At 72.8% G+C, this 20,348-nt stretch carries 20 protein-coding genes, 1 pseudogene and 1 riboswitch; of the genes and pseudogenes, 5 read left to right on the forward strand and 16 right to left on the reverse strand.

Annotated features, from left to right (window positions below):
* Nucleotides 1-53 precede the first annotated feature (53 nt).
* On the reverse strand, nucleotides 54-1,562 hold the full coding sequence (locus tag AC0KTA_RS01500) for an FUSC family protein (RefSeq protein ID WP_481056733.1): 1,509 nt from the start codon (nucleotides 1,560-1,562) through the stop codon (nucleotides 54-56).
* Between the two features lie 249 nt (nucleotides 1,563-1,811).
* A complete protein-coding gene (locus tag AC0KTA_RS01505; protein WP_481056734.1) occupies nucleotides 1,812-2,507 on the reverse strand; it encodes a L,D-transpeptidase family protein in 696 nt (231 codons plus the stop codon).
* 237 nt (nucleotides 2,508-2,744) lie between these two features.
* On the opposite strand from AC0KTA_RS01505, the gene AC0KTA_RS01510 reads away from it, so the two are divergent.
* Nucleotides 2,745-3,251 (forward strand): Lrp/AsnC family transcriptional regulator, encoded by a 507-nt coding sequence (locus tag AC0KTA_RS01510; protein WP_481053250.1) that lies wholly within the window; start codon nucleotides 2,745-2,747, stop codon nucleotides 3,249-3,251.
* 17 nt (nucleotides 3,252-3,268) lie between these two features.
* Nucleotides 3,269-3,964, forward strand: a complete 696-nt coding sequence (locus AC0KTA_RS01515) for an HAD family hydrolase (protein ID WP_481053251.1) — start codon at nucleotides 3,269-3,271, stop codon at nucleotides 3,962-3,964.
* Between the two features lie 6 nt (nucleotides 3,965-3,970).
* On the opposite strand, the gene AC0KTA_RS01520 is transcribed toward AC0KTA_RS01515, so the two are convergent.
* The 6 genes and pseudogenes from AC0KTA_RS01520 to AC0KTA_RS01545 all read right to left on the reverse strand — a co-directional run bounded on the left by AC0KTA_RS01520 (nucleotide 3,971) and on the right by AC0KTA_RS01545 (nucleotide 7,935).
* Entirely contained in the window at nucleotides 3,971-5,737 is a 1,767-nt protein-coding gene (locus tag AC0KTA_RS01520; RefSeq protein WP_481053252.1) for a complex I subunit 5 family protein, read from the reverse strand.
* On the reverse strand, nucleotides 5,734-6,081 hold the full coding sequence (locus AC0KTA_RS01525) for a sodium:proton antiporter (protein WP_481056735.1): 348 nt from the start codon (nucleotides 6,079-6,081) through the stop codon (nucleotides 5,734-5,736). The genes AC0KTA_RS01520 and AC0KTA_RS01525 overlap by 4 nt, the downstream gene beginning before the upstream one ends.
* A 10-nt stretch (nucleotides 6,082-6,091) precedes the next feature.
* Nucleotides 6,092-6,880 (reverse strand): MnhB domain-containing protein, encoded by a 789-nt coding sequence (locus AC0KTA_RS01530; protein WP_481053253.1) that lies wholly within the window; start codon nucleotides 6,878-6,880, stop codon nucleotides 6,092-6,094.
* Nucleotides 6,881-6,972: 92 nt separating this feature from the next.
* Nucleotides 6,973-7,230 (reverse strand): annotated as a pseudogene (locus tag AC0KTA_RS01535) (hydrogenase subunit MbhD domain-containing protein); the annotation flags it as partial.
* Nucleotides 7,223-7,756, reverse strand: a complete 534-nt coding sequence (locus AC0KTA_RS01540) for an MrpF/PhaF family protein (protein ID WP_481053254.1) — start codon at nucleotides 7,754-7,756, stop codon at nucleotides 7,223-7,225. The pseudogene AC0KTA_RS01535 and the gene AC0KTA_RS01540, both read right to left, overlap by 8 nt.
* Entirely contained in the window at nucleotides 7,753-7,935 is a 183-nt protein-coding gene (locus AC0KTA_RS01545; protein ID WP_481053255.1) for a hypothetical protein, read from the reverse strand. The genes AC0KTA_RS01540 and AC0KTA_RS01545 overlap by 4 nt, the downstream gene beginning before the upstream one ends.
* 306 nt (nucleotides 7,936-8,241) lie before the next feature.
* On the opposite strand from AC0KTA_RS01545, the gene AC0KTA_RS01550 reads away from it, so the two are divergent.
* Both AC0KTA_RS01550 and AC0KTA_RS01555 read left to right on the forward strand, forming a co-directional pair.
* Nucleotides 8,242-8,490, forward strand: coding sequence for a hypothetical protein (locus AC0KTA_RS01550; protein WP_481053256.1), 249 nt, complete (start codon nucleotides 8,242-8,244; stop codon nucleotides 8,488-8,490).
* Between the two features lie 55 nt (nucleotides 8,491-8,545).
* On the forward strand, nucleotides 8,546-8,914 hold the full coding sequence (locus AC0KTA_RS01555; protein WP_481053257.1) for a hypothetical protein: 369 nt from the start codon (nucleotides 8,546-8,548) through the stop codon (nucleotides 8,912-8,914).
* 30 nt (nucleotides 8,915-8,944) lie between these two features.
* Here the strand turns inward: AC0KTA_RS01555 and AC0KTA_RS01560 are convergent, their stop codons facing one another.
* Nucleotides 8,945-9,154 (reverse strand): hypothetical protein, encoded by a 210-nt coding sequence (locus tag AC0KTA_RS01560; protein ID WP_481053258.1) that lies wholly within the window; start codon nucleotides 9,152-9,154, stop codon nucleotides 8,945-8,947.
* A gap of 240 nt (nucleotides 9,155-9,394) precedes the next feature.
* Nucleotides 9,395-10,006 carry a DUF1707 SHOCT-like domain-containing protein gene (locus AC0KTA_RS01565; RefSeq protein WP_481053259.1) on the reverse strand — a complete coding sequence of 204 codons (612 nt, stop codon included), beginning with the start codon at nucleotides 10,004-10,006 and terminating at the stop codon, nucleotides 9,395-9,397.
* Between the two features lie 153 nt (nucleotides 10,007-10,159).
* On the opposite strand from AC0KTA_RS01565, the gene AC0KTA_RS01570 reads away from it, so the two are divergent.
* Nucleotides 10,160-11,380: a hypothetical protein gene (locus tag AC0KTA_RS01570; RefSeq protein WP_481053260.1), complete on the forward strand. Its 1,221-nt coding sequence runs from the start codon at nucleotides 10,160-10,162 to the stop codon at nucleotides 11,378-11,380.
* A 30-nt stretch (nucleotides 11,381-11,410) separates the two neighbouring features.
* Here the strand turns inward: AC0KTA_RS01570 and AC0KTA_RS01575 are convergent, their stop codons facing one another.
* The 6 genes from AC0KTA_RS01575 to AC0KTA_RS01600 all read right to left on the reverse strand — a co-directional run bounded on the left by AC0KTA_RS01575 (nucleotide 11,411) and on the right by AC0KTA_RS01600 (nucleotide 19,802).
* Nucleotides 11,411-14,173 (reverse strand): discoidin domain-containing protein, encoded by a 2,763-nt coding sequence (locus AC0KTA_RS01575; protein ID WP_481053261.1) that lies wholly within the window; start codon nucleotides 14,171-14,173, stop codon nucleotides 11,411-11,413.
* A gap of 113 nt (nucleotides 14,174-14,286) precedes the next feature.
* A complete protein-coding gene (locus AC0KTA_RS01580; RefSeq protein WP_481053262.1) occupies nucleotides 14,287-15,078 on the reverse strand; it encodes an enoyl-CoA hydratase in 792 nt (263 codons plus the stop codon).
* Nucleotides 15,075-16,067, reverse strand: a complete 993-nt coding sequence (gene mmsB / locus AC0KTA_RS01585; protein WP_481053263.1) for a 3-hydroxyisobutyrate dehydrogenase — start codon at nucleotides 16,065-16,067, stop codon at nucleotides 15,075-15,077. Before mmsB ends, AC0KTA_RS01580 begins: the two co-directional genes overlap by 4 nt.
* Nucleotides 16,064-17,149 carry an enoyl-CoA hydratase/isomerase family protein gene (locus tag AC0KTA_RS01590; protein ID WP_481053264.1) on the reverse strand — a complete coding sequence of 362 codons (1,086 nt, stop codon included), beginning with the start codon at nucleotides 17,147-17,149 and terminating at the stop codon, nucleotides 16,064-16,066. The genes mmsB and AC0KTA_RS01590 overlap by 4 nt, the downstream gene beginning before the upstream one ends.
* Nucleotides 17,146-18,294, reverse strand: a complete 1,149-nt coding sequence (locus tag AC0KTA_RS01595) for an acyl-CoA dehydrogenase family protein (RefSeq protein ID WP_481053265.1) — start codon at nucleotides 18,292-18,294, stop codon at nucleotides 17,146-17,148. Before AC0KTA_RS01595 ends, AC0KTA_RS01590 begins: the two co-directional genes overlap by 4 nt.
* Before the next feature lie 8 nt (nucleotides 18,295-18,302).
* The gene (locus tag AC0KTA_RS01600) at nucleotides 18,303-19,802 is read right to left on the reverse strand and encodes a CoA-acylating methylmalonate-semialdehyde dehydrogenase (protein ID WP_481053266.1); all 1,500 of its coding nucleotides are present in this window, start codon (nucleotides 19,800-19,802) and stop codon (nucleotides 18,303-18,305) included.
* Between the two features lie 253 nt (nucleotides 19,803-20,055).
* Nucleotides 20,056-20,234, reverse strand: a riboswitch (cobalamin riboswitch).
* Between the last annotated feature and the right edge of the window lie 114 nt (nucleotides 20,235-20,348).

Below are 20,348 nucleotides of genomic sequence, written 5' to 3' on the forward strand. Positions count from 1 at the left end.
CGGTCAGGCACCCGACGGCAGCGTGCGGTCAGGCGCCCATCAGCGCCGTACGGTCAGGCGCCCATCAGCGGCGTGCGGGGCGAGCTGCGCACGGGCGCGGCGAGCTCGATGAGCGCGCGCTCCAGGCCGTGCAGGTGCGCGAGCGCCGCTTCGGTGCCGGGGGCGTGCTTGACGGCGGCGGGGACGTGCGGGGCGGCGAGCGCCTCCTCCGAGGCGATCAGCGCTTCGACGGCGGCCTCGACCCGCTCGCAGGCGGCGGCGAGCCGGTCGTCGTACGAGGCCTCGGGGTCGGCGGCGATGGCCGCCAGGCTGCGCGCCTGCTGTGCGCACTCGTCGAGCAGCGCGATGACCTGGTGCGCGCGGGCGCGCCGGGCGCGCAGCGGGCTCAGCGGGTGCACCAGCGGGGCGAGCGAGAGCCGGACCCGGCCGAGGATCACTTCGAGGTCGGCGATGTGCGGGGCCGGGTCGGCGGCGGCCGAGCCGGACAGGCGGGCCGCGGCCTCCCGGGTGCAGGCGTGGACGGTGCGCACGGCCCGCTCGATCCAGGCGTTGGTCGTGGCGTGGGTGGTGACGGGCAGGACGAGCAGCACGGCGAGCACCGCGCCGAGCGCCCCGGCCGCGGTCTCCAGGAGCCGCAGCGCGAGCAGCGCCGGTTCGAGGACGCCGAGCAGGCCGTAGAGACCGCCCGCCATCACGGTCACCGACAGCATCATCCAGGTGTACGAGACGGCGGCGGTATAGAAGATCCCGAAGACGCAGACGGCGACGAGCACGGCGGTCGGTACGACGGCTCCGTGCAGGGGCAGCACCACGACCGCGCCGACGGCGATGCCGATGAGCGTGCCGAGCACCCGCCGGAAGCCGCGGACGAGAGTCTCGCCGCGCGAGACGGTGTTCACGAAGATCCACCAGGTGGCGCCGATGGCCCAGTACCAGCGGTCTCCGGAGAGCGCGTGGCCGATGACGAGGGCGATGCCGCCGCCGAGGGTGGCCTGGACGGCCTGGCGTGTGGTCGCCCGCGCGAGGCCCCGGCGTTCGGCGAGGGCCGGCACCGTGGGCGGCGGCAGGCGCCGCTCGTAGCACCACAGGCCGAAGCGGACCGCCGAGGACGCGAGCAGCGCGAGCCCGATGGCCTCGTACAGGTCGGGCAGCTGTGCGGGCACCGTGTGCAGGAACTGCGCCGCGAAGAACGTCATGAACGCGAACACGCCGAGCGAGTGGCCCCGCGGCCCCCACCGGCGCGCGTACACCCCGGCGCCCATGACGGCCAGGAACGCCAGGTCCCGCGCCACCGGGTAGTCGTGCAGCACGGCGGCGAGCGCGAGCACGGGGAAGCCCACGGCGGGCAGCAGCGCGGTGGTGACCGCCTGGCCGCGCACGGTGGCGTCTGAGACGGTGAAGAGCGCGAGGAGCGCGGCGAGCCCGGCGATGATGGCCGCGACGAGCGTGTGCCCGACCAGACCGCAGACCGCGACCGCCAGCGAGATGCCGAGGACGGCACGGGTCGCGCTGCGCAGCCGCAGGCGTCCCGGATCCGGAGCCACGAACATCTTCCTCAGCACAGCTTTGCCCACCCCTCGACGGTCCCGGCAGTCATGACATGAACCACGCCGCGACGCACGACAGGGTCACGACATGAATAAGGCGCCGCGGAATCCCGCAGCGCCATCGACCGGTCCATCACATCACCTGGGTGCCCGGTGGCTCAACCGGAGCACTCGGCACAGGGCCATTGGCCCAGCACCGGGCCCGTCGGCTGGTGCGTCGGCGGGCCAACGGGCCACACCGACGCAGCCGACGGGCCAACGCCCTCAGGTCCCGGGCTTGCGGCCGTAGGTGAAGACGTCGTCGCCCTTGCGGAGCATGTTCCAGTACTTCGCGGCGTCCTTCTTCGTCATGTTCACGCAGCCGTGCGAGCCGGGCGGGGCCCAGACGCTGATGCCGACCGAGTGGAACGCCTGGCCGCCGTCGAAGAACTGGCTGTAGGGCATCGGCACGTGGTAGATGCTCGAAATGTGGTCGATGTCCCGCCAGTAGACCTTCTTCAGGCCGGTGCGGGTCTCGTGCCCGTTGCGGCCGGTGCGCACGGGGACCGGCCCGTACTTGAGGTTCTTGCCGTCCTGGATCCAGCTGAGCTGCCGCGTCAGGTCGACGCAGGCGATGCGGCCCTTGTCGACCGGGCACTTGCCCGCCTTGTTCGGGTTGGTGCCCGCCGCCTTCTGCTTGTTCATCAGACTCATGACGCCCCAGGTCACGGAGCCCGCGTAGCCGGCGTTCGGGCTGATGCCGTGCTTCGTCTGGAAGGCCTTGATGGCCTTGCAGTCGGCGGTCGACTGCCGGCCGTCCACCGGGCGGCCGAGGAACTTCTCCACCTGCTTCTGGTGCGGGCCGGTCGTCGCCGAGCACGACGCGGCCTGTGCGGTGGTGCTCCCCAGCGCCACCGTGAGCGGGGCCACCAGCGCGGTGATCCCCAGGGCGACGATTCCTCGTCTGCGTATGTCCCCCACTGTGGTCTGCTCCTCGTTCGTCTGCGTACGCGCCATACGTGTGTTGCGCGTTTCGACAGCTAGACCCCCCGAGGGGCGCACTCGTTGCAGAGGGAAGTGACACAGCTCCGTAACAGCGTGCGCCCGCGTGCGCGGCCGTCCGGTCCTGCCGGTCCAGCGGTCGGCGCCTCGCGGTGTCCGCCGGGCCATTGGTACGGTCGCGGTGATCACTTCGCGCACCCGGGAGACCCTCGCACCATGGCCGTCGACGCACTCGACACCCGCATCCTGCGGCTCCTCCTGGAGCAGCCGCGGACCAGCGTGCGGGAGTACGCGCGCATCCTCGGCATCGCGCGCGGCACCCTGCAGGCGCGCCTGGACCGCCTGGAGCGGGAGGGGGTCATCACGGGCACAGGACCGAAGCTCTCCCCCGCCGCGCTCGGCCACCCGGTCCTCGCGTTCGTGCACATCGAGGTCACGCAAGGGCACCTGGACGAGGTCGGGGACGCGCTCGCGGCCCAGCCGGAGATCATCGAGGCGTTCTCGATGACGGGCGGCGGCGATCTGCTGACCCGCGTGGTCGCGCGCGACAACGGGCACCTGGAGGACGTCATCCAGCGACTGATCCAGCTCCCGGGCGTGGTGCGCACGCGCACGGAGATGGCGCTGCGCGAACGGGTCCCGCACCGGCTGCTGCCGCTGGTGGAGTCGGTGGGCAGGGCGGCCGCGGAGAAGCAGGCGGGCGGCGCGGCCACCGAGAAGTAGTTGGCATGCTGGGGTGCATGAGCGCCCTGAACCACACCTCGGTCATCTTCGATCTCGACGGAACACTCGTGGACAGCGAGCCGAACTATTTCGACGCGGGTCGGCAGCTCCTCGCCGAGCACGGCGTCACCGACTTCACCTGGGAGGACCACGAGACGTACGTCGGCATCTCCACCCAGGAGACCCTGGCCCTCTGGAAGGAGCGGTACGGGCTGGCCGCGCCGCTCCCCGACCTGCTCGCGGAGAAGAACCGCCGCTATCTGGAACTGGCCCGCGCGTCCACCCGGGTCTATCCGGAGATGCGGAAGTTCGTGGAGCGGCTGTACGACGCCGGGGTGCCGATGGCCGTGGCGTCGGGGTCCTCGCGGGCGGCCATCGAGGCGATCCTCGCGGGCACCGGCCTGGACGCCCACCTGACGACGTTCGTCTCGGCCGACGAGGTCGACCACGGCAAGCCCGCGCCCGATGTGTTCCTCGCGGCCGCCGCGCTGCTTGGCGCCGAGCCCGCCGACTGCGTGGTCCTGGAGGACGCGGCGCCGGGCGCGCTCGCCGCCAAGGCCGCGGGCATGCGGTGCGTCGCGATCCCGTACGTCGCCGCGCAGGCGGACGACCCGGCGTTCACCTCCGCGGACCTGCTGTTGCGCGGCGGCCAGGAGGAGTTCACGGCACAGGCGGCGCTCGACTGGCTGGCGGCGGGCGCGCGGGGCGCATAGTCCCGGTCACCCCGCGAGCACTCCCGGCAGCACCAGGGCGCCCAGCAGCGCCGCCCCCACCAGCAGCCAGGCCACGTAGTCGCCGACGTGGCCCGAGTGGAGGCGGCGCAGCGGCCCGGCCACGTCCCGCGCTCCGGAGCGGCCCCGGCGGCGGACGGCGGCGACGGCGAGGAGGGTGGCCAGCACGGTCGGCAGGATGCCGAGCAGGACCCCGGCCGCCGACCAGTGCGGTGCGGGCGTCGCCTCGGTGACGTGGGGCAGGGCCTGGTCGGCGGCGTGGGCGGCGCCCGCCGCGAGCGCCGGGACCAGGCCGGTCGCCAGGGCCGCGGCGAGCAGCGCGGCCGGCACGGCGAGCATCGTGTCGGGGACCCGGCGCAGCAGGCCCTTCGTCTCGGGTTCCTCGTGCTCGCCGCTCGTCTCGTACGCGGAGTCCGTCGCGGGCCGCGGGCCGAGCCCGCCGAACGCCCGGGCGGCGACCCGCAGCACCGCTCCCCCGGTCACCGCGGAGACGCCCACGAAGACCACCGTGAGCAGGCCGCCCGCCGCTTCCTCGGTGACCGCCTTGCCGAGGCCCGAGCCGAACGGCGGGAGTCCCGTCAGGGCCAGCGCGCCCGCCACGAACAGGGTCGCGACCGCGGGCAACTCGCGGGCGCGGCCGTGCAGTTCGTGCTCGTCGATGCTGCCGTAGCGGTCGAGCAGGATGCCCGCGCAGGCGAACAGGGCGGCCTTCGCGCCCGCGTGCCCCAGGACGTACACGACGACGCCCGCCGTCGACTCCGGCGTGAGCAGCCCGAGCCCGACGAGGAACAGGCCGGTGTGGGCGACCGTCGAGTACGCCAGGAGCCGCTTCACGTGCCGCTGCTGCCAGCACATCACGGCCCCCACGACGGCCGTCAGCACGCCGAGGGTCACCAGGGCCCGCTCGGCGTCGGCCGCCGGGACGCCGCCGGGGCCCGCGAACACGGTCCAGTACACGCGCCCCGCCCCGTACACCCCCAGCTCGACCATCACCCCGGACAGCAGCATGCACACCGGCGTGGGCGCCACCGCGTGGGCGTCCGGCAGCCAGAAGTGGAAGGGCACCGCCGCGGCCTTGACCAACAGGCCCGTCAGGATCAGCACGAACGCGGCGAGAACCAGGGCGTCGGGTCCGCCGTGCGCGGCGAGGCGTTCGCCGATCGCGCGCATGCCCAGCTCGCCCGTGCGCGCGTACAGCAGGGCGATCCCCATCAACGTGGCGTACGCGCCGAGGGAGTTGACGACGCCGAAGGTGAGCGCGCCCTGGACGGCCTTGGCCTCCTCCACCCTGTAGCCCGTGAGCGCGTAGGCGACGACGCTCATCAGCTCGAAGAACACGAAGGCGTTGAAGAGGTCCCCGGTGAGGACGAAGCCGCACATGCCCGCGTCGAAGAGCAGCACCAGGGCCGGGAAGGACCCGGCGTGCCGCTCGGGCGGTTCGTCGAAGTAGCGCCAGGAGTACGCGAGTACGGCCACGACGAGGAGGGACACCAGGGCCGCGAGGCCGAGCGCGAGGCGGTCGCCGGTGAGCACGATGCCCACGCTCGCGCCGTCGCGCGGCTGCCAGCCGCCCACCCATGCGTCGACGGGTGACGAGGTGCCCACGAGGACGTACAGCGTCAGGCCCGCGGTGGCCGCCGCGAAGACACAGCCGAGGGTCTCGGCGGCGAACCGCGGCAGCCTGCGTCCGGCGGCGACCAGAACGGCCGCGCCGAGCAGGGGCAGTGCCACGATCAGGGGCAGCAGGCGGCTCATCCGCGCAGCTCGGACAGCTCGTCGGGGTCCACCGTGCCGTGCCGCTTGGCGACTTGGACGACGAGGGCGAGCAGCAGCGCGGTCACGGTGGCGCCGACCACGACGTCGGTGAGCGCGAGGGCCTGCACGACGGGGTCGACGACCGGCCGGGAGCCGGGCTTCAGGTCGGAGAAGACGGGGGCGGTGCCGCCGTCGCGGTAGCCGACGGCGAGGAGCAGGATGTAGGTGGCGGACTGGCACACGGTGAGGCAGCCCACGGCGTGGATGAGGTTGCGGCTGGTCGCGAGGCCGTGGCAGCCCACGAGGAAGACCCATGCCGCGACCAGGTACGGCAGGACGTGCATCACGGTGCGTTCACTCTCGGTTTCTCGGACTTCTCGGGGCCTTCCTCGGCTCCTTCCTCGGCTCCTCGGGGCCTTCCTCGATCTCGACGGCCTGGTCCAGGAACCGGGCGAGCAGCACCACCACCGCGCACGCGACCTCCATCCCGATGGCCGCGTTGAGGAGGGGGACGGTGCCGCCGGACGCGAGGGTGTTGAACTCGCCGTACGGGAGCAGGGTGTTGGCGAGGAACGCCGAGCCGCCGAGCATCGCGGCCGCCCCGAGGAGCACGAAGGCCGCTTCCCCGGCGGCGTCCCCGACCTCGTACCGGCCGACCGGCCGGATGCGCCGCAGGGCCCGGTAGTCCACGGCGATGTACAGCAGATGCAGCGCGGTCGCCGCGACGACGCCGCCCTGGAAGCCGCCGCCGGGGCTCAACTGGCCGTGCGCGACGACGTACAGGCCGACGACGAGGGTGACGGGCAGCGCGTAGAGCGCGTACCGGCGTACGGGCGGGGAGACCCGCGCCGGGGCGGGCTCCACGTGCCGTTCGTCGCGGGTCTGGCGCAGCAGCACGACCGTGCCGAGGACGGCACCGAACAGGATGCTCTCCTCGCCCAGGGTGTCGAAGGCGCGCAGGTCGAAGTTGACGGAGGACACCACGTTGGCGGTGTGGTGGGAGAGCGCGGCCCGGACGGCACGGTCGCCGTAGGGGTGCTCGGCGCCGCCGAAGTCCGGGAGCTCGAGGCAGGCGGCGCCGAGCAGCGCGGCCAGGCCCGCGAGGCCGAGGGCCAGGACCCACATGCGCTGCCGTCGGCTCACTCGCCCCGCTCCTTCGCCGCGGCGCCCTCGGTGCCCTCGGCGTTCTCGGCGCCCCGGGCGTCCTCGGCGGCCTCGCCGTCCCGGCCGTCGTCGCGCCGCCCGTCCCGCCCGTGCGGCCGCCGGTGCACCTTCCGTACGGCGAGGGTGAGCAGCAGCGGCGTCAGCGCCGTGCCCACGGCGAGCTGGGACAGGGCCACGTCGGGGGCCTGCAACACGGTGAACAGGGCGGCGAGGGTGAGGCCGAGCAGGGACAGCACGAGGGCCTGGCGCACCGGGTCCCGCACGGCCACCGCGGCGGTCGCGGAGGCGGCGACGAGCAGCAGCGTGATCACGATCAGGGCGTCATCCATGGGCGGCCTCCGCCGTGCCCGCGCCGCCCCGCGGGCCGGTGCCGCTGCCGTCCGGGCCGGCGTCCTCCGGGCCGGCGTCCTCGTCGTCCGCCGGACCCGCGCCCCGCAGCGCCCGCGCCGCGATCACGTTGCCCGCCACGAGCAGCGCACCGATCACCAGCAGTTTCAGCGCCGCCCTGCCCGGCCCGGCGGCCACGCACAGCGGCACCACGACGAGCGGCGTGAGGACGACGGCCGCCCAGGTGCCGACCCGGCCCGTGGGCGGGGCGGCCTTGAGGTCCTCGGCGAGCAGCCGCGCGTACACCAGGGTGCCCGCGGGCCCGAGGACCGCGAGGACGAGTGCCACGTCGACGTACGAGGAACGCTCGTAGCCCTGCGCGAGGAGCAGCGTGGCGAGGCAGACGAGGAGGGTGGCGGTGTTCTGGGCGACGACGCGGCGCCGCACCGGCCCCGTCGCCACGCCCCACAGGGTGGGCCCGACGCCCCCGGCCAACAGCACGGCCGCGGCCGCCAGCCAGCCGTTCACCGGTCTGCCACCGCCCGCCGGGCCGCCCGCGCCGCCACCGTCCCGAGCAGGCCCACACCTGCTCCGACCAGCAGTTCGAGGCCGTCGACCGGACCGATCAGGAGCAGCCACAGGGCCCCGAGCGCCAGCCACCAGCCGGCGGACTCGGCCACCGCGAGCCACCACGTTTGCCGCAACATTCCCGGTGCTTTCCGTACGTTCCGCGCTTTGCGCGTTCTCCGGACTTTCCGTCATGGAACCACCGGAGACGGCCCGGGTGCCGCCGCCACGCACGACGTGGTTCCGGCCGTTCCGGGTACCCGCGCGGCGCCCGCGAAACCGGCGCCGACTCGTGCGCCCGTCATGCGGGCTTCGTGCGGCCGTCGTGTGGCCGGATCACCGGAGCCGGTACACCGTGATCAGTACGAGGTGTCGTCACGACCGCCGCGGGTACCTGCGGACGACGCGCACCCGGAAAGAACGCCAGCCGGAACGGAGGCATGACCGTGAGCGAACCGAAACCCCCGTCGGTCGGCGAGGACGGCCAGCCGGTACCGCGGGACCTGCCCGATCAGCAGGCCTCGGACCAGGAGGATCCCTGGGACCCGGACGACGACGCGGCACGGACCGGCAACGCCCCGGACGCCGACGACGACGTGCCGGACACCGACGAGGCCGGCACCGGCAGGCGCGGCGCCCCGCACGCACACGGCCCCGGACCCGACCGGCCGGTGCCGGACGAACCCGCTGACTGACGAGCCCGCGGACTGACGAGCACGAGCACATGCGACGAGAAAGGGATGATGGGCAGTGAACGACACGGGGCTGTCCTCGGCACAGGTCACGGTGGAACTCAGTGACTGCTCCGCGCAGGACGCGGCGGCGGTCTTCGACGTCCTGCGGACCGCTTTCCCGCAGGAGTCCCCGGCCGCGAGGCATGGCGGGGCCGGCGGGGCGACGGTCTGGACGGAGACCTTCGACATCTCGGGTGCCGCCAACACGGTCCCGCCGGGCACCGCGGGCACGCTGTCACGTCCGGTGTCCGCGGACGTCCAGGGCGGCTATCTGGCGGTCGACCAGCTGCGGGCCTTCCTGGCCTCCGTGTTCGCCGTGAGCGGCGAGGGGGCGGCCTTCGGAGACCAGGAAAAGGATGTCCATCTGTGCCTGGCGAACCGCTAGGCCGCGCGCGGGCCGCTGTGCGGCACGTCGTCACAGGAGGTGGGGCAGTCCCAGGTTGTTGATGAGCGGGCCCTCGACGGTGAGGCCTTCGGTGATCAGGGACTCGGGGGCGGGCAGGATCGGCGTCGGGCTCGCCACCGAGTGCGCCACCGGCGGGGCGGCGGTGACCGCGGCGGCCGGTGCGGTGAGCGAGATCATCGCGGCGAGCGCTCCGATCACGAGGACGACGGGACGGCGCATGGAACCACCTTGTTCTCTTGCGGAGTTGTGCCCTTGAGACCTCGCTCGCGGGCCCGCCCGGGCCTTCCCGAGCGGCGAGATGGCTGCCCGCGCAGGCCCGCGGGTATGCGGGGTGTCCCTCGTACGGGGCTCCGGACCACGAGCCGAACCTCACGCTGTAGCTCCCCCGGGCCGCAGGGCCTGTGAGCCCACCCCCCCGGGGCCGCGGGCCCGTCGATTCAGCAGGAGTGCCGCTGCCGCTCAGCCGGAGTGCCGCTGCCGCCGCCGCTTCCACCAGCCGAGCTTCGGCAGGGCCGGGTACCGGACCCGTACGCTGCCCATGACGACGCGGCCCGTCAGCCGGAGGACCGTGCCGGCGGGGGCGGGCGGGTCGGTGGCCTGGTTGCGCACCATTCCGCTGTCGGACGAGGTGCCGTCGTCGATCGCCGTCCAGCCACGGGGGACGAGGACCTCGACGCTGCCCGTCTGTACGTCGACCTCCAGCGCGATCTCCCGGTGGCGGCAGACGGCCCGGGTGAAGTCGATGGTGATGGAGCCCATGTCGGCCAGAGCCTTGACGAGGGGCGGGACCACCCAGTGGCCGACCCGCTCGACGGTGCCCGCGCGGGTCTCCAGGACCAGCGGTTCCAAGGCGGGCGGCTCGGCGGCGTCCAGCAGGTCCGCGGTCAGCGGCGCCAGCTCCGCCTGCGTCTTGGCCTCGAAGGCGAGTTCCAGTCGCTTCTCGAGCTCGCCGAAGTCGATCTGCCCGTCCCCGGCGGCCTCTTGCAGCTGCTCGACGACCCGCTCCCGATCCTCGTCCGACGCCCGTCGGGCGCGGGCGGGGTGCTGTTTCGGCACACTTGGCTCGGTCATTGGCCAAGTGTATGAGCGGCAGCACGCACGGGGGCGGGTCACACCACTGGTCTGTCGGACGACCCCTAGGGGAACCCTGATGGGGATGTCCCCCTGGTGATCGGGGTGACCGCTCCATGTCCCCGCCATGTCGTCAACAGCCAAGATCCATACATGACTTCACAGCGAGTTCGGACCCGAATGCTTGCCGGTACGGCTCTCCTCGGCAGCGCGGCCGCTCTGGTCGGTCCGGCCTCGGCGGCCGACGCCGAGACGGGACGGGCGCAGGGCGGGGCCGTCGTCTCCGTCGAGCAAGTGGCCGACCTGACGGCCGATCAGGTGGCCGATGAGCTCGAGGGAAACATCGACTGGCCCACGGTCCGCCATGGTGTGACGGCCTATCGGGTCGTCTACCGCACCACGGACAGCGCGGGCGCACCCACCACCGCGAGCCAGCTCGTCGTCCTGCCCAAGAGCCGGACGCGCCACCTCTCCACGGTGTCCTGGCTGCACGGCACGACCGTGTACCGCAAGGACGTCGCCTCGGAGAACCCGGCCTCGGGCGACCGGCTGGCCGCGCTGCTGTTCGCGTCGACCGGGCGGGCGGTCTCGGCCCCCGACTACGTGGGCCTCGGCTCCGGCGAGGGGTTCCACCCCTACGGGGACCCGGGGGCCACGGTCGCCGCCTCCGTGGACGGGCTGCGCGCCGCCCGGACCCTCGCCCACCGCGAGGGCCGGGAGTTGAAGCGGAAGGTGCAGGTCAGCGGATTCTCGCAGGGCGGGCCCGCGACCATGATGGTGGGCCGGGCACTGCAACAGGAAGGCGCCGACCGCTACTTCCGCCTTGCCGCGCTCGCCCCGGTCAGCGGCCCGTTCCACCTCTCCGCCTTCGAGGCCGACGCGGCCGACGACAAGATCGAGAAGTCCGGCCTCTACCTCGCGTACTTCGCCACCGCCTGGAACAAGACGTACGGCCTCTACGACTCCCCCAGCGAGGCCTTCCGCGCCCCCTACGACCAGAAGGTGGAGCGCCTCTTCGACGGCCATCACACCACCGAGCAGATCGCGGGCGCCCTCCCGCCGGCCTCCAGGGACCTGTTCACCGAGGACTTCCTGAACAAGATCCGCAAGCCGAGCGGGGTCCTCAAGGACAAGCTCCGCCCGCTGGACCGCACCTGCGACTGGCAGCCGGACGTGCCCGTGGCGATCTATCACAGCCAGGGCGACAAGGACGTCGACTCCTCCCACTCCGAGTACTGCGCACGGCAGTTGACGAAGAACGGCGCGCCTTACGAGATCACCGACCTCGGCGGCGCGTTCGACCACAACCAATCCGTGGGGCAGGCCCTGCCGAAGATCGTGAGGTTCTTCGACAGGGCCGCGAAGGCCGGGTGAAGCGACGCCCGGACGTCGCCGTGGGCTCCGCTACTTCACCCGCTTCACCGTGAGTTCCGCGATGCCCGGGTGCTCCTTGGCCTGCGCCGCACCGCGCACGGTCACCCGCACGTACCGCGCGAGCAGCGGACCGTCGGCTGCCTCAGTGCCCTTGACGTCGTGCCAGGTGCGCCCGTCCAGGGACACCTGGATGTCGTACGACTGCGGTTTGACGGCGGTCCATGTCGGCGTGACCTCGCCGACGCGGACCGTTTCGCCGAGGTCGGCCGTCAGGGTGCCGGTCGCCGCGTCCGGGACCCAGGAGGTGGCCGTGTTGCCGTCGACCGCGGCGCCCGCGTACATGCCGGGCTCCTCCGACGACGCCTTGGCGGGCGTGCAGCGGGCCTCGTTGGCGGTGGGGGTGAGGTCGGGGCGGCGGGTCTTCAGGACGGCCGGGGCGCCCTCGCTGACGACCTGCTTGCCCTGCGGCGTGTCGAGGGTCATCGGCGCGCCGGAGGTGAGCCGCACCGTGGTCTGGTGGGCGCCGATCTCGACGTCGTACGTACGGCCCTGCCAGGTCAGCGAGCGCAGGGTGACGCCGTCGGCGAGCTGCGGGGGCAGCATCGGATCCAGGCGCAGCCGGTCCTCCCGCAACCGCATGCCGGTCAGGCCGTTGGTGAAGATCTGCAGGAAGCCGCCCTTGCCGGTGAGGAAGTCGTGCGCCGGCGAGCCCGCGAGGGGGTCCTCGGCGCCCGCCTTCTCACCGCGGGCCTCCGAGAACTGCGCGAACGGACCGCGCACGAACGGCTTGATGGAACGCTCCAGATACGTGTACGTGGAGCAGCCCGGCTCGCCGATCCCGGCGGCGTCGATGGCGTGCACCGAGTCCGTCATCGCGGGGCCGTCCGGGTCGGTGCGCTGCGCGTAGTAGTCGAGCGTGGCGGCCGCGGCCCCCTCGGGCATCGGCCACTCCAGCGGGTACATCAGCAGGACGGTGTCGGCCTGCTTGATCTTGCTGCCCTTGTAGCCGTCGTACTGCTCGAAGACCTTGCGCTTGGCGTCGTACGGAATACGGATCTTGTCGGCGATCGACTTCCATGCGGCCGGGGCCTGCTTGCCGAGGAGCTTCGCGGCGTGGGTGGCGTTGCGCAGGGCGGTGGCGGCGCCCGCGTTGGTGAACACCGCGTCGTCGACGCCGTTGCTGTACTCGTCGGGGCCCGCGGTGTCCTTGATCGAGTAGCTGCCGTCGGTGTTGCGGCTGACGCGGCCCGCCCAGAATTCGGCGATGCCCTTCATGACGGGCCAGCCGCGCTCGCGCAGCCACGTGGTGTCCTTGGTGGCGAGGTAGTACTGCCAGGTGGCCAGGGAGATGTCGGCCTGGAGGTGGATCTGGGTGCGGCAGTGCGGCGGGTCCACGCTGTGGCACTCCTTGGCCAGGTTGCCCGAACTGCCGCTGTTCCAGGGGTAGAAGAGCCCTTCGTAGCCGAACTTGCGGGCGTTGTCGCGGGCTCCCGCGCGGGTGCGGTAGCGGTAGTCGACCACGGTCTTGGCGAGGTCGGGCCGGGTGGCGAGGAGTCCGGGATACATCCAGGTCTCGGCGTCCCAGAAGATGAGGCCCGCGTAGTTGTCGCTGGTGAGACCGGCGGGGGCGATGCTGTTGGCGGCTCCCTCGCGGGTGCTGGAGAGCAGCCCGTACTGCGCGGAGCGCACCCACGTCTGGAGCTCGCGCTGCCGTCCCGCCACCTCGATGTCGCTGCGCCACAGCCGCGCCCAGGCGGCGGTGTGGGACGTGAGCAGGCCGTCCCAGCCGCGCTCCGCCGCGCGCCGCGAGGCGGCGGTGGCGGCCTTGCGCGGGGCGCGCGAGGTCAGGCCGGTGTCGATGCCCACGTACTTGGTGAGTTCGTACGACCGTCCGGATCGCACCGGCAGCGTGAGCGACTGACGGCCGGTCAGCTTCTTGGCGCCGTCCGCCCGGCGCTCCCGGACGTCGTGGCTGCCGTGTCCGGCGCGCAGGGTGGAGGCGACGGCGCCGTCGACCTTGGTGCCGTCCGTGCGGAAGGCGACGTCCATGGTCGAACCGGTGCGACCGCCGTGCCGTCGGCCCTCGGTCCGGTCTCCGCCGCCCGTCTGCTGTACGCGGCGTGCGCCGCGCCCGTCGAGGAGGTCGGTGACGGTCGCGTCCCCGCTCCAGTGCGGGCGCATCTTCAGGCGTACGGCGCCCACGTGCGGGTCGGTGCGGTCGGCGAGCACCTCGTAGACCAGGTCGGTGCGGCGGCCGTCGGCGGCGGTCCAGGTCAGGGTGGTGCGGACGAGGCCGCAGTGCAGCATGAGGCTCTGGTGGTAGGCGGAGATCCGCCCCGGTGCCGTCGAAGAGTTGAAGGTGTCGGAACCCTTGCCGCCGGTGGTGACGGTGAGCGGCGTCCAGGTGGGCAGGGCGGCGACGGCCTGCCGGTTCTCGGCGGTCTGCTTGTTGTGCGCGTACAGGCCGGACACGAAGGAGCCGTCGTAGCGCGGGGTGAACAGCGGCCAGCCGGTCTTGGCGTCGCTGTCGGCGTAGCCGGCGCCGTTGGGCGGTACGCGCTGGCCCAGGTAGCCGTTGCCGACGAAGGCGTGGGTGGTGTCCTTGGGGTCGATGCGGGTGCTGTCGAGCGTCCAGCCGTCGCCGCGGCGGCAGTCGGTGGCGTCGGTGGGGGTGGCGGAGGCGGCGTCCGCGCGCGGGGTGGCCGTCGGCGGGACCGCGGCGACGAGCACTCCGGCGAGCAGCGCCGCGGACAGTCTGACGGCGTGCGGCCGCGATACCAGGGAGTACGTCATTGTTCTCCGTCGTGGTGATGTGAGGGTCCCCGGACCATAAATTTTGTGAACGAGTCGCGTCAATGGTCGGGGCCCACACATCAACTCTCGAACGCGGAGTGGGGGATGCCGGCTCAGCGGTGCGTGAACCGCGGCGCGCGCTTCTCCGTGAACGCGCTCATGCCCTCCTTCTGGTCCGCGGTCGCGAACACCGCGTGGAACAGGCGTCGTTCGAAGCGGACGCCTTCGGTGAGGGTCGTCTCGAAGGAGCGGTTCACAGACTCCTTGGCCATCATGGCGACGGGCAGGGACATGCCCGCCACGGTCCCGGCGACGGTCAGCGACTCGCCGAGGAGGTCGGCCGCGGGGACGACACGCGACACGAGGCCGGCCCGCTCCGCCTCCTCGGCGTCCATGGTGCGGCCGGTCAGGCACAGTTCCATCGCCTTGGCCTTGCCGACCGCGCGCGTCAGCCGCTGGGAGCCGCCGATGCCGGGGATCACGCCCAGTTTGATCTCGGGCTGGCCGAACACCGCCGTGTCGGCGGCGAGCAGGATGTCGCAGAGCATGGCGAGTTCGCAGCCGCCCCCGAGGGCATAGCCGGACACGGCGGCGAGCGTCGGCGTGCGCACCTGGCCGAGCCGGTCCCAGGCCGTGAACCAGTCGGTGAGGTACATGTCCATGTAGTTCTGCGGCCGCATCTCCTTGATGTCGGCGCCCGCCGCGAACGCCTTCGCGGAGCCGGTGAGGACGATGCAGCCGATCTCCGGGTCCCGGTCGAGGGCTTCGGTCGCGGCGACGACCTCCCGCATCACCTGGAGGTTCAGGGCGTTGAGGGCCTCGGGGCGGTTCAGGGTGACGACGGCGACGCGGTCCTTGCGCTCCACGAGGATCGTCTCGTACGCGGCCGTGGTGGGGTCGGTCATGACGGCTGGCCCTTCTGGTGGTCGACGGCTTGGTCAGCGAGTTGGTCGGCGAACTGGTCCGTGAGCCGATCGGCGAGCGGATCGGCGGGCGGCCGCTGCCCGGAGCGTTCCCTGATGGCCCGGACGATCCCGGAGAAGTCCTCCGCCGCCCCGCCGTCCTCGGCGAAGGCGGCGTACAGCGCGGCGGCGCGCAGGCCCAGTTCCGCGTCGACGCCGCCCGCACGCACGGCGTTCGCGGCGAGGGCCAGGTCCTTGGCCATCAGTGGGGCCGCGAAGCCGGGGCGGTAGTCGCGGTTGGCGGGCGAGCCAGGAACCGGCCCCGGCACGGGGCAGTTGACGCTCAGCGCCCAGCACTGCCCGGACGCCGTGGACGCGACGTCGAACAGTGCCTGGTGGGACAGGCCGAGGCTCTCGCCCAGGACGAACGCCTCGCTCACGGCGATCATGGAGACGCCGAGGATCATGTTGTTGCAGATCTTCGCGGCCTGCCCGGCGCCCGCCGCGCCGCAGTGCACGGCCTTCTTGCCCATCGCGGCGAGCAGCGGCTCGGCCTGCGCGAACGCGGCGTCGTCGGCGCCGACCATGAACGTGAGGGTGCCCGCTTCGGCGCCCATGACGCCGCCCGAGACGGGCGCGTCCACGGCGTGGTGTCCCGCGGCCACGGCCGCGTCGTGCGCCGCCCGCGCGTCGGCGACGTCGATGGTCGAGCAGTCGACGAACAGCGTGCCGGGGCGGGCCGCCGCGAGCAGCCCCTCGTCCTGGTAGAGGGCGAGGACGTGGCGGCCCGCGGGCAGCATGGTGAGGACGACGTCGGCCTCGGCGGCGGCCGCGACGGCCGAGGGCGCGGACTCCACCCCCGCGGCGACGGCGGCCTCCAGGGCCTCGGGCACCAGGTCGTGGCCGACGACCCGGTGGCCGGCCTTGACGAGGTTGGCGGCCATGGGACCACCCATGTGGCCGAGTCCGACGAAGGCGATGACGGCGCTCACCAGGGCACCTCCTGTGTGAAGTGGTCGGCGGCGAGGGCGAGTTCGCGCGCGCCGAGCGGGGCGAAGTAGCGGGCGACGTCGTCGTCCGTGACGTCGGCGAGGGCGGCCGGGGACCAGCGCGGGCTGCGGTCCTTGTCGACGACCTGGGCGCGGATGCCCTCCACGAGGTCGGCGGAGGCGAGGGCGGCGCACGACACCCGGTACTCCTGCTCGAGCACGCGCTCCAGCGGGCCGAGCCGCCGTGCCCGGCGCAGCGCCGTCAGCGTGACCTTCAGGGCGGTCGGTGACTTGGCGTGCAGCGTTTCGGCGGCCTCCTTGGCGGCCTGCGTGCCGTGTCCCTCCAGGCGGTCGACGATCTCCTCGACGTTGTCCGCCGCGTAGCAGACGTCGATCCACTCGCGCTGCGCGGCGAGCACGCCGGGCGGTGCTTCGGCGACGTACCGGGCGAGGACGTCACGTACCGGATCGGTGGCGAGATCCGCGACCAGGCGCGGCAGCAGCTCGGCGGGCACGAAGTGGTCGGCGAGGCCGCACAGCAGCGCGTCGCGCGCGCCCACCGGCTGCCCGGTCAGCGCCAGGTGGGTGCCGAGTTCGCCGGGCGCGAGGCCGAGCAGGTAGGTGCCGCCCACGTCGGGGACGAAGCCGATGCCGGTCTCGGGCATGGCGATCCGCGAGCGTTCGGTGACGACGCGGACGCCGCCGTGCGCGGAGACGCCCACGCCGCCGCCCATGACGATGCCGTCCATGACGGCGACGTACGGCTTCGGGTAGCGGGCGATACGGGCGTTGAGGCGGTATTCGTCGCGCCAGAAGTCCGCGGAGGCACTGCCACCGCTCCGCGCGTCGTCGTAGATGGCGCGGATGTCGCCGCCCGCGCACAGCCCCCGCTCCCCCGCGCCGGTGAGCACGACCGTCTCGACGGCCGGGTCCGTCTCCCAGGCGGTGAGGGCCTCGTCGATGCGGCGGACCATGGCGTGGGTGAGGGCGTTCAGGGCCCGGGGCCGGTTGAGGACGATGTACGCGGCGCGGCCTTCGGTGCGCAGCAGCACCTGCGCATCGTCGTCGGTGGCGGCGGCGGTCATCGCAGCGCCTCCGTCAGGCCGCGGGCAACGATCAGGCGCATGATCTCGTTGGTTCCTTCCAGGATGCGGTGGACGCGCAGGTCGCGGACGAGCTTCTCGATGCCGTACTCGGTCAGGTAGCCGTAGCCGCCGTGCAGTTGGAGCGCGCGGTCGGCCACCGAGTGGCCGGTGTCGGTGGCGAACTGCTTCGCCATGGCGCACAATTCGGGTGCCTGCGGGTCGCCCAGGTCGAGGGCCTGCGCGGCCTGCCGGACCAGGGCGCGGGCGGCGGCCAGCTCGGTCGCCATGTCGGCGAGCCTGAACTGGAGTGCCTGTGCGTCGAGGAGCCGCGCCCCGAAGGCCTCCCGGTCGGCGAGGTGGGTGAGGCTGCGGTCGAGGGCGCTGCGGGCGCCGCCGAGGGAGCAGGCGGCGATGCCGAGGCGGCCGCCGTTGAGGCCGTTCATGGCGATGCGGAAGCCGTTGCCCGCGCCGCCGAGCAGCCGGTCGGCGGGCACCCGCACGTCGTCGAGGATCACCTGCCGGGTGGGCTGGGCGTTCCAGCCCATCTTCTTCTCGTTCGGGCCGAAGGACAGGCCGGGGTCGTCGCGTTCGACGACGAAGGCGGAGACGCCGCCGGGGCCGCTCTCGCCGGTGCGGGCCATCACGAGGTAGACGTGCGACGCGCCCGCGCCGGAGATGAACTGCTTGACGCCGTTCAGGACGTATGTGTCGCGGTCGCGCTCGGCACGGGTGCTGAGCGCGGCCGCGTCCGAGCCGGCGCCGGGCTCGGTGAGGCAGTAGCTGCCGAGCCAGTCCATGGAGGTCAGCGGCGCGAGCCAGCGGGCGCGCTGGGCCTCGTCGCCGTACCGGTCGATCATCCAGGCGACCATGTTGTGGATCGACAGATAGCCCGCGATGGACGGACAGCCGGAGGCGAGGGCCTCGAAGACGAGGACGCCGTCGGCCCGGGTGAGCCCGGAGCCGCCCGCGTCCTCGGCGACGTACATGCCGCCGAGACCGAGATCCGCGGCCTTGCGCAGCACCTCGACCGGGAAGTGCTTGTCCCGGTCCCAGGCGAGCGCGTGCGGGGCCAGGTGTTCCTGGGCGAAGTCGAGGGTCGTCTCGACGATGGCGAGCTGGTCGTCGGTGAGCAGGGTGCTGGTCATGGCGCCGGTCACCGCATCGTCGGGAGGGTGAAGGACGCGCCTTCCTTGGTCCCGGAGGGCCAGCGCGAGGTGACGGTCTTGGTGCGGGTGTAGAAGCGGATCGAGTCGGGGCCGTGCTGGTTGAGATCGCCGAATCCGGAGCGCTTCCAGCCGCCGAAGGTGTGGTACGCGACAGGGACCGGGATGGGTACGTTGACGCCGACCATGCCGGTGTCGACGCGCCGGGTGAAGTCGCGGGCGGTGTCGCCGTCGCGCGTGAAGAGCGCGACGCCGTTGCCGTACGGGTGCTCGGTGGGCAGCCGCAGCGCCTCTTCGTAGTCGGCGGCGCGTACGACGGACAGGACCGGGCCGAAGATCTCCTCCTGGTAGATCCGCATGTCGGTGGTGACGCGGTCGAAGAGGGAGGCGCCCGCGAAGAATCCGCCCTCGTGGCCGGGGAGCGTGAAGTCCCGTCCGTCGACGACGAGTTCGGCGCCCTCCTCGACGCCCAGGTCCACGCAACCGCGGACCCGGTCGACGGCGTCGCGGCTGACGAGCGGGCCGAAGTCGGCATCGGCGTCGTCGGAGCGGCCGATGCGCAGCGCGCCGATGCGGTCCCTGAGGCGGGCCACCAGGGCGTCGGCGGTGGCCTCGCCGACCGGCACGGCCACCGAGATCGCCATGCAGCGCTCGCCCGCCGAGCCGTAGCCGGCGCCGATCAGGGCGTCCACGGCCTGGTCGAGGTCGGCGTCCGGCATCACGATCATGTGGTTCTTGGCGCCGCCGAAGCACTGGGCGCGCTTGCCGTGGGCGGCGGCGGTGGCGTAGATGTGCGCGGCGACCGGCGTCGAGCCGACGAAGCCGAGCGCCTCGACGCGCGGGTCTTCCAGGAGGGTGTCGACGGCTTCCTTGCCGCCGTTGACGACGTTGAGGATGCCCGGCGGCAGGCCCGCCTCCAGGAAGAGTTCGGCGAGGCGCAGCGGGACGGACGGGTCGCGTTCGGAGGGCTTCAGGATGAAGGCGTTGCCGCAGGCGATGGCGGGCGCGGCCTTCCACAGGGGAATCATCGCGGGGAAGTTGAACGGCGTGATACCGGCGACGACGCCGATGGGGCGGCGCAGCGAGTGCACGTCGATGCCGGTCCCGGCGTTGTCGGTGAACTCGCCCTTGAGCAGGTGCGGGATGCCCGCGGCGAACTCCACGACCTCCAGGCCGCGCTGGAGGTCGCCGTGCGCGTCGGGGACGGTCTTGCCGTGCTCGGCGGACAACAGTCGCGCCAGGGACTCGCGTTCGCCGTCGACGAGCTGGAGGAACCGCAGCAGGACGCGGGCGCGGCGCTGCGGGTTCCACTCGCCCCACTCGCGCTGCGCCTGCGCCGCGTCGGCGATGGCGGCCTCGGTCTCGGCGCGGTTCGCGAGCGGGACGCGGGCCTGTACGTCGCCGGTGTTGGGGTCGTACACGTCGGCGAGCGTGCCCGAGGTGCCCGGGGTGTGCTTGCCGCCGATGAAATGGGTCAGTTCACGGACCATGGGGAGCCTGCTCTTTCGTCAGGTGCGATCCGGGGAGGGGCGCGGCCGGCCGACCGTCGGGGCATGCGGGCATGCGCGGGCATGCCGGTCCGACGGGCGGAAAAGTGGACGCGAACGGCGAAGGGGCCGTCAGACAGCGGGGGTTGTCGCTCGCATTGCCGGATCACCGGGGTCGGTTGTCGCTCGCAATGCCGGATCACCGGGTTCGTGAGTGCGCACCGGGGCCATGCGTGTCTGCTCCATCCTCGTGGACAACACGGAACACCCCGCGGCCGGTATCCTGACTCCCGGATCAGCGCCCGTTCTCCCGCCTTCCCGACGGACTTCTCCGTCAGTGGCGTTGTTGCACGCGAGAACGCACTCCCCGGTCACAGTGGCGGGACCGCGCCGGATTCACACCGGCTTCCCTGCACCGCGGGCTTCGCCACGAACATATACTTGGACGTCCTAGTAAGTCCACACCCGACTGCGCGGCCCTCCGAGGTTCAGCGACATCTTGTCCGGGGTTCACCGGACGCTTCACACTCTCTCTCCGTTGGTTCGTCC

The organism is Streptomyces sp. Y309 (genome assembly GCF_056712025.1).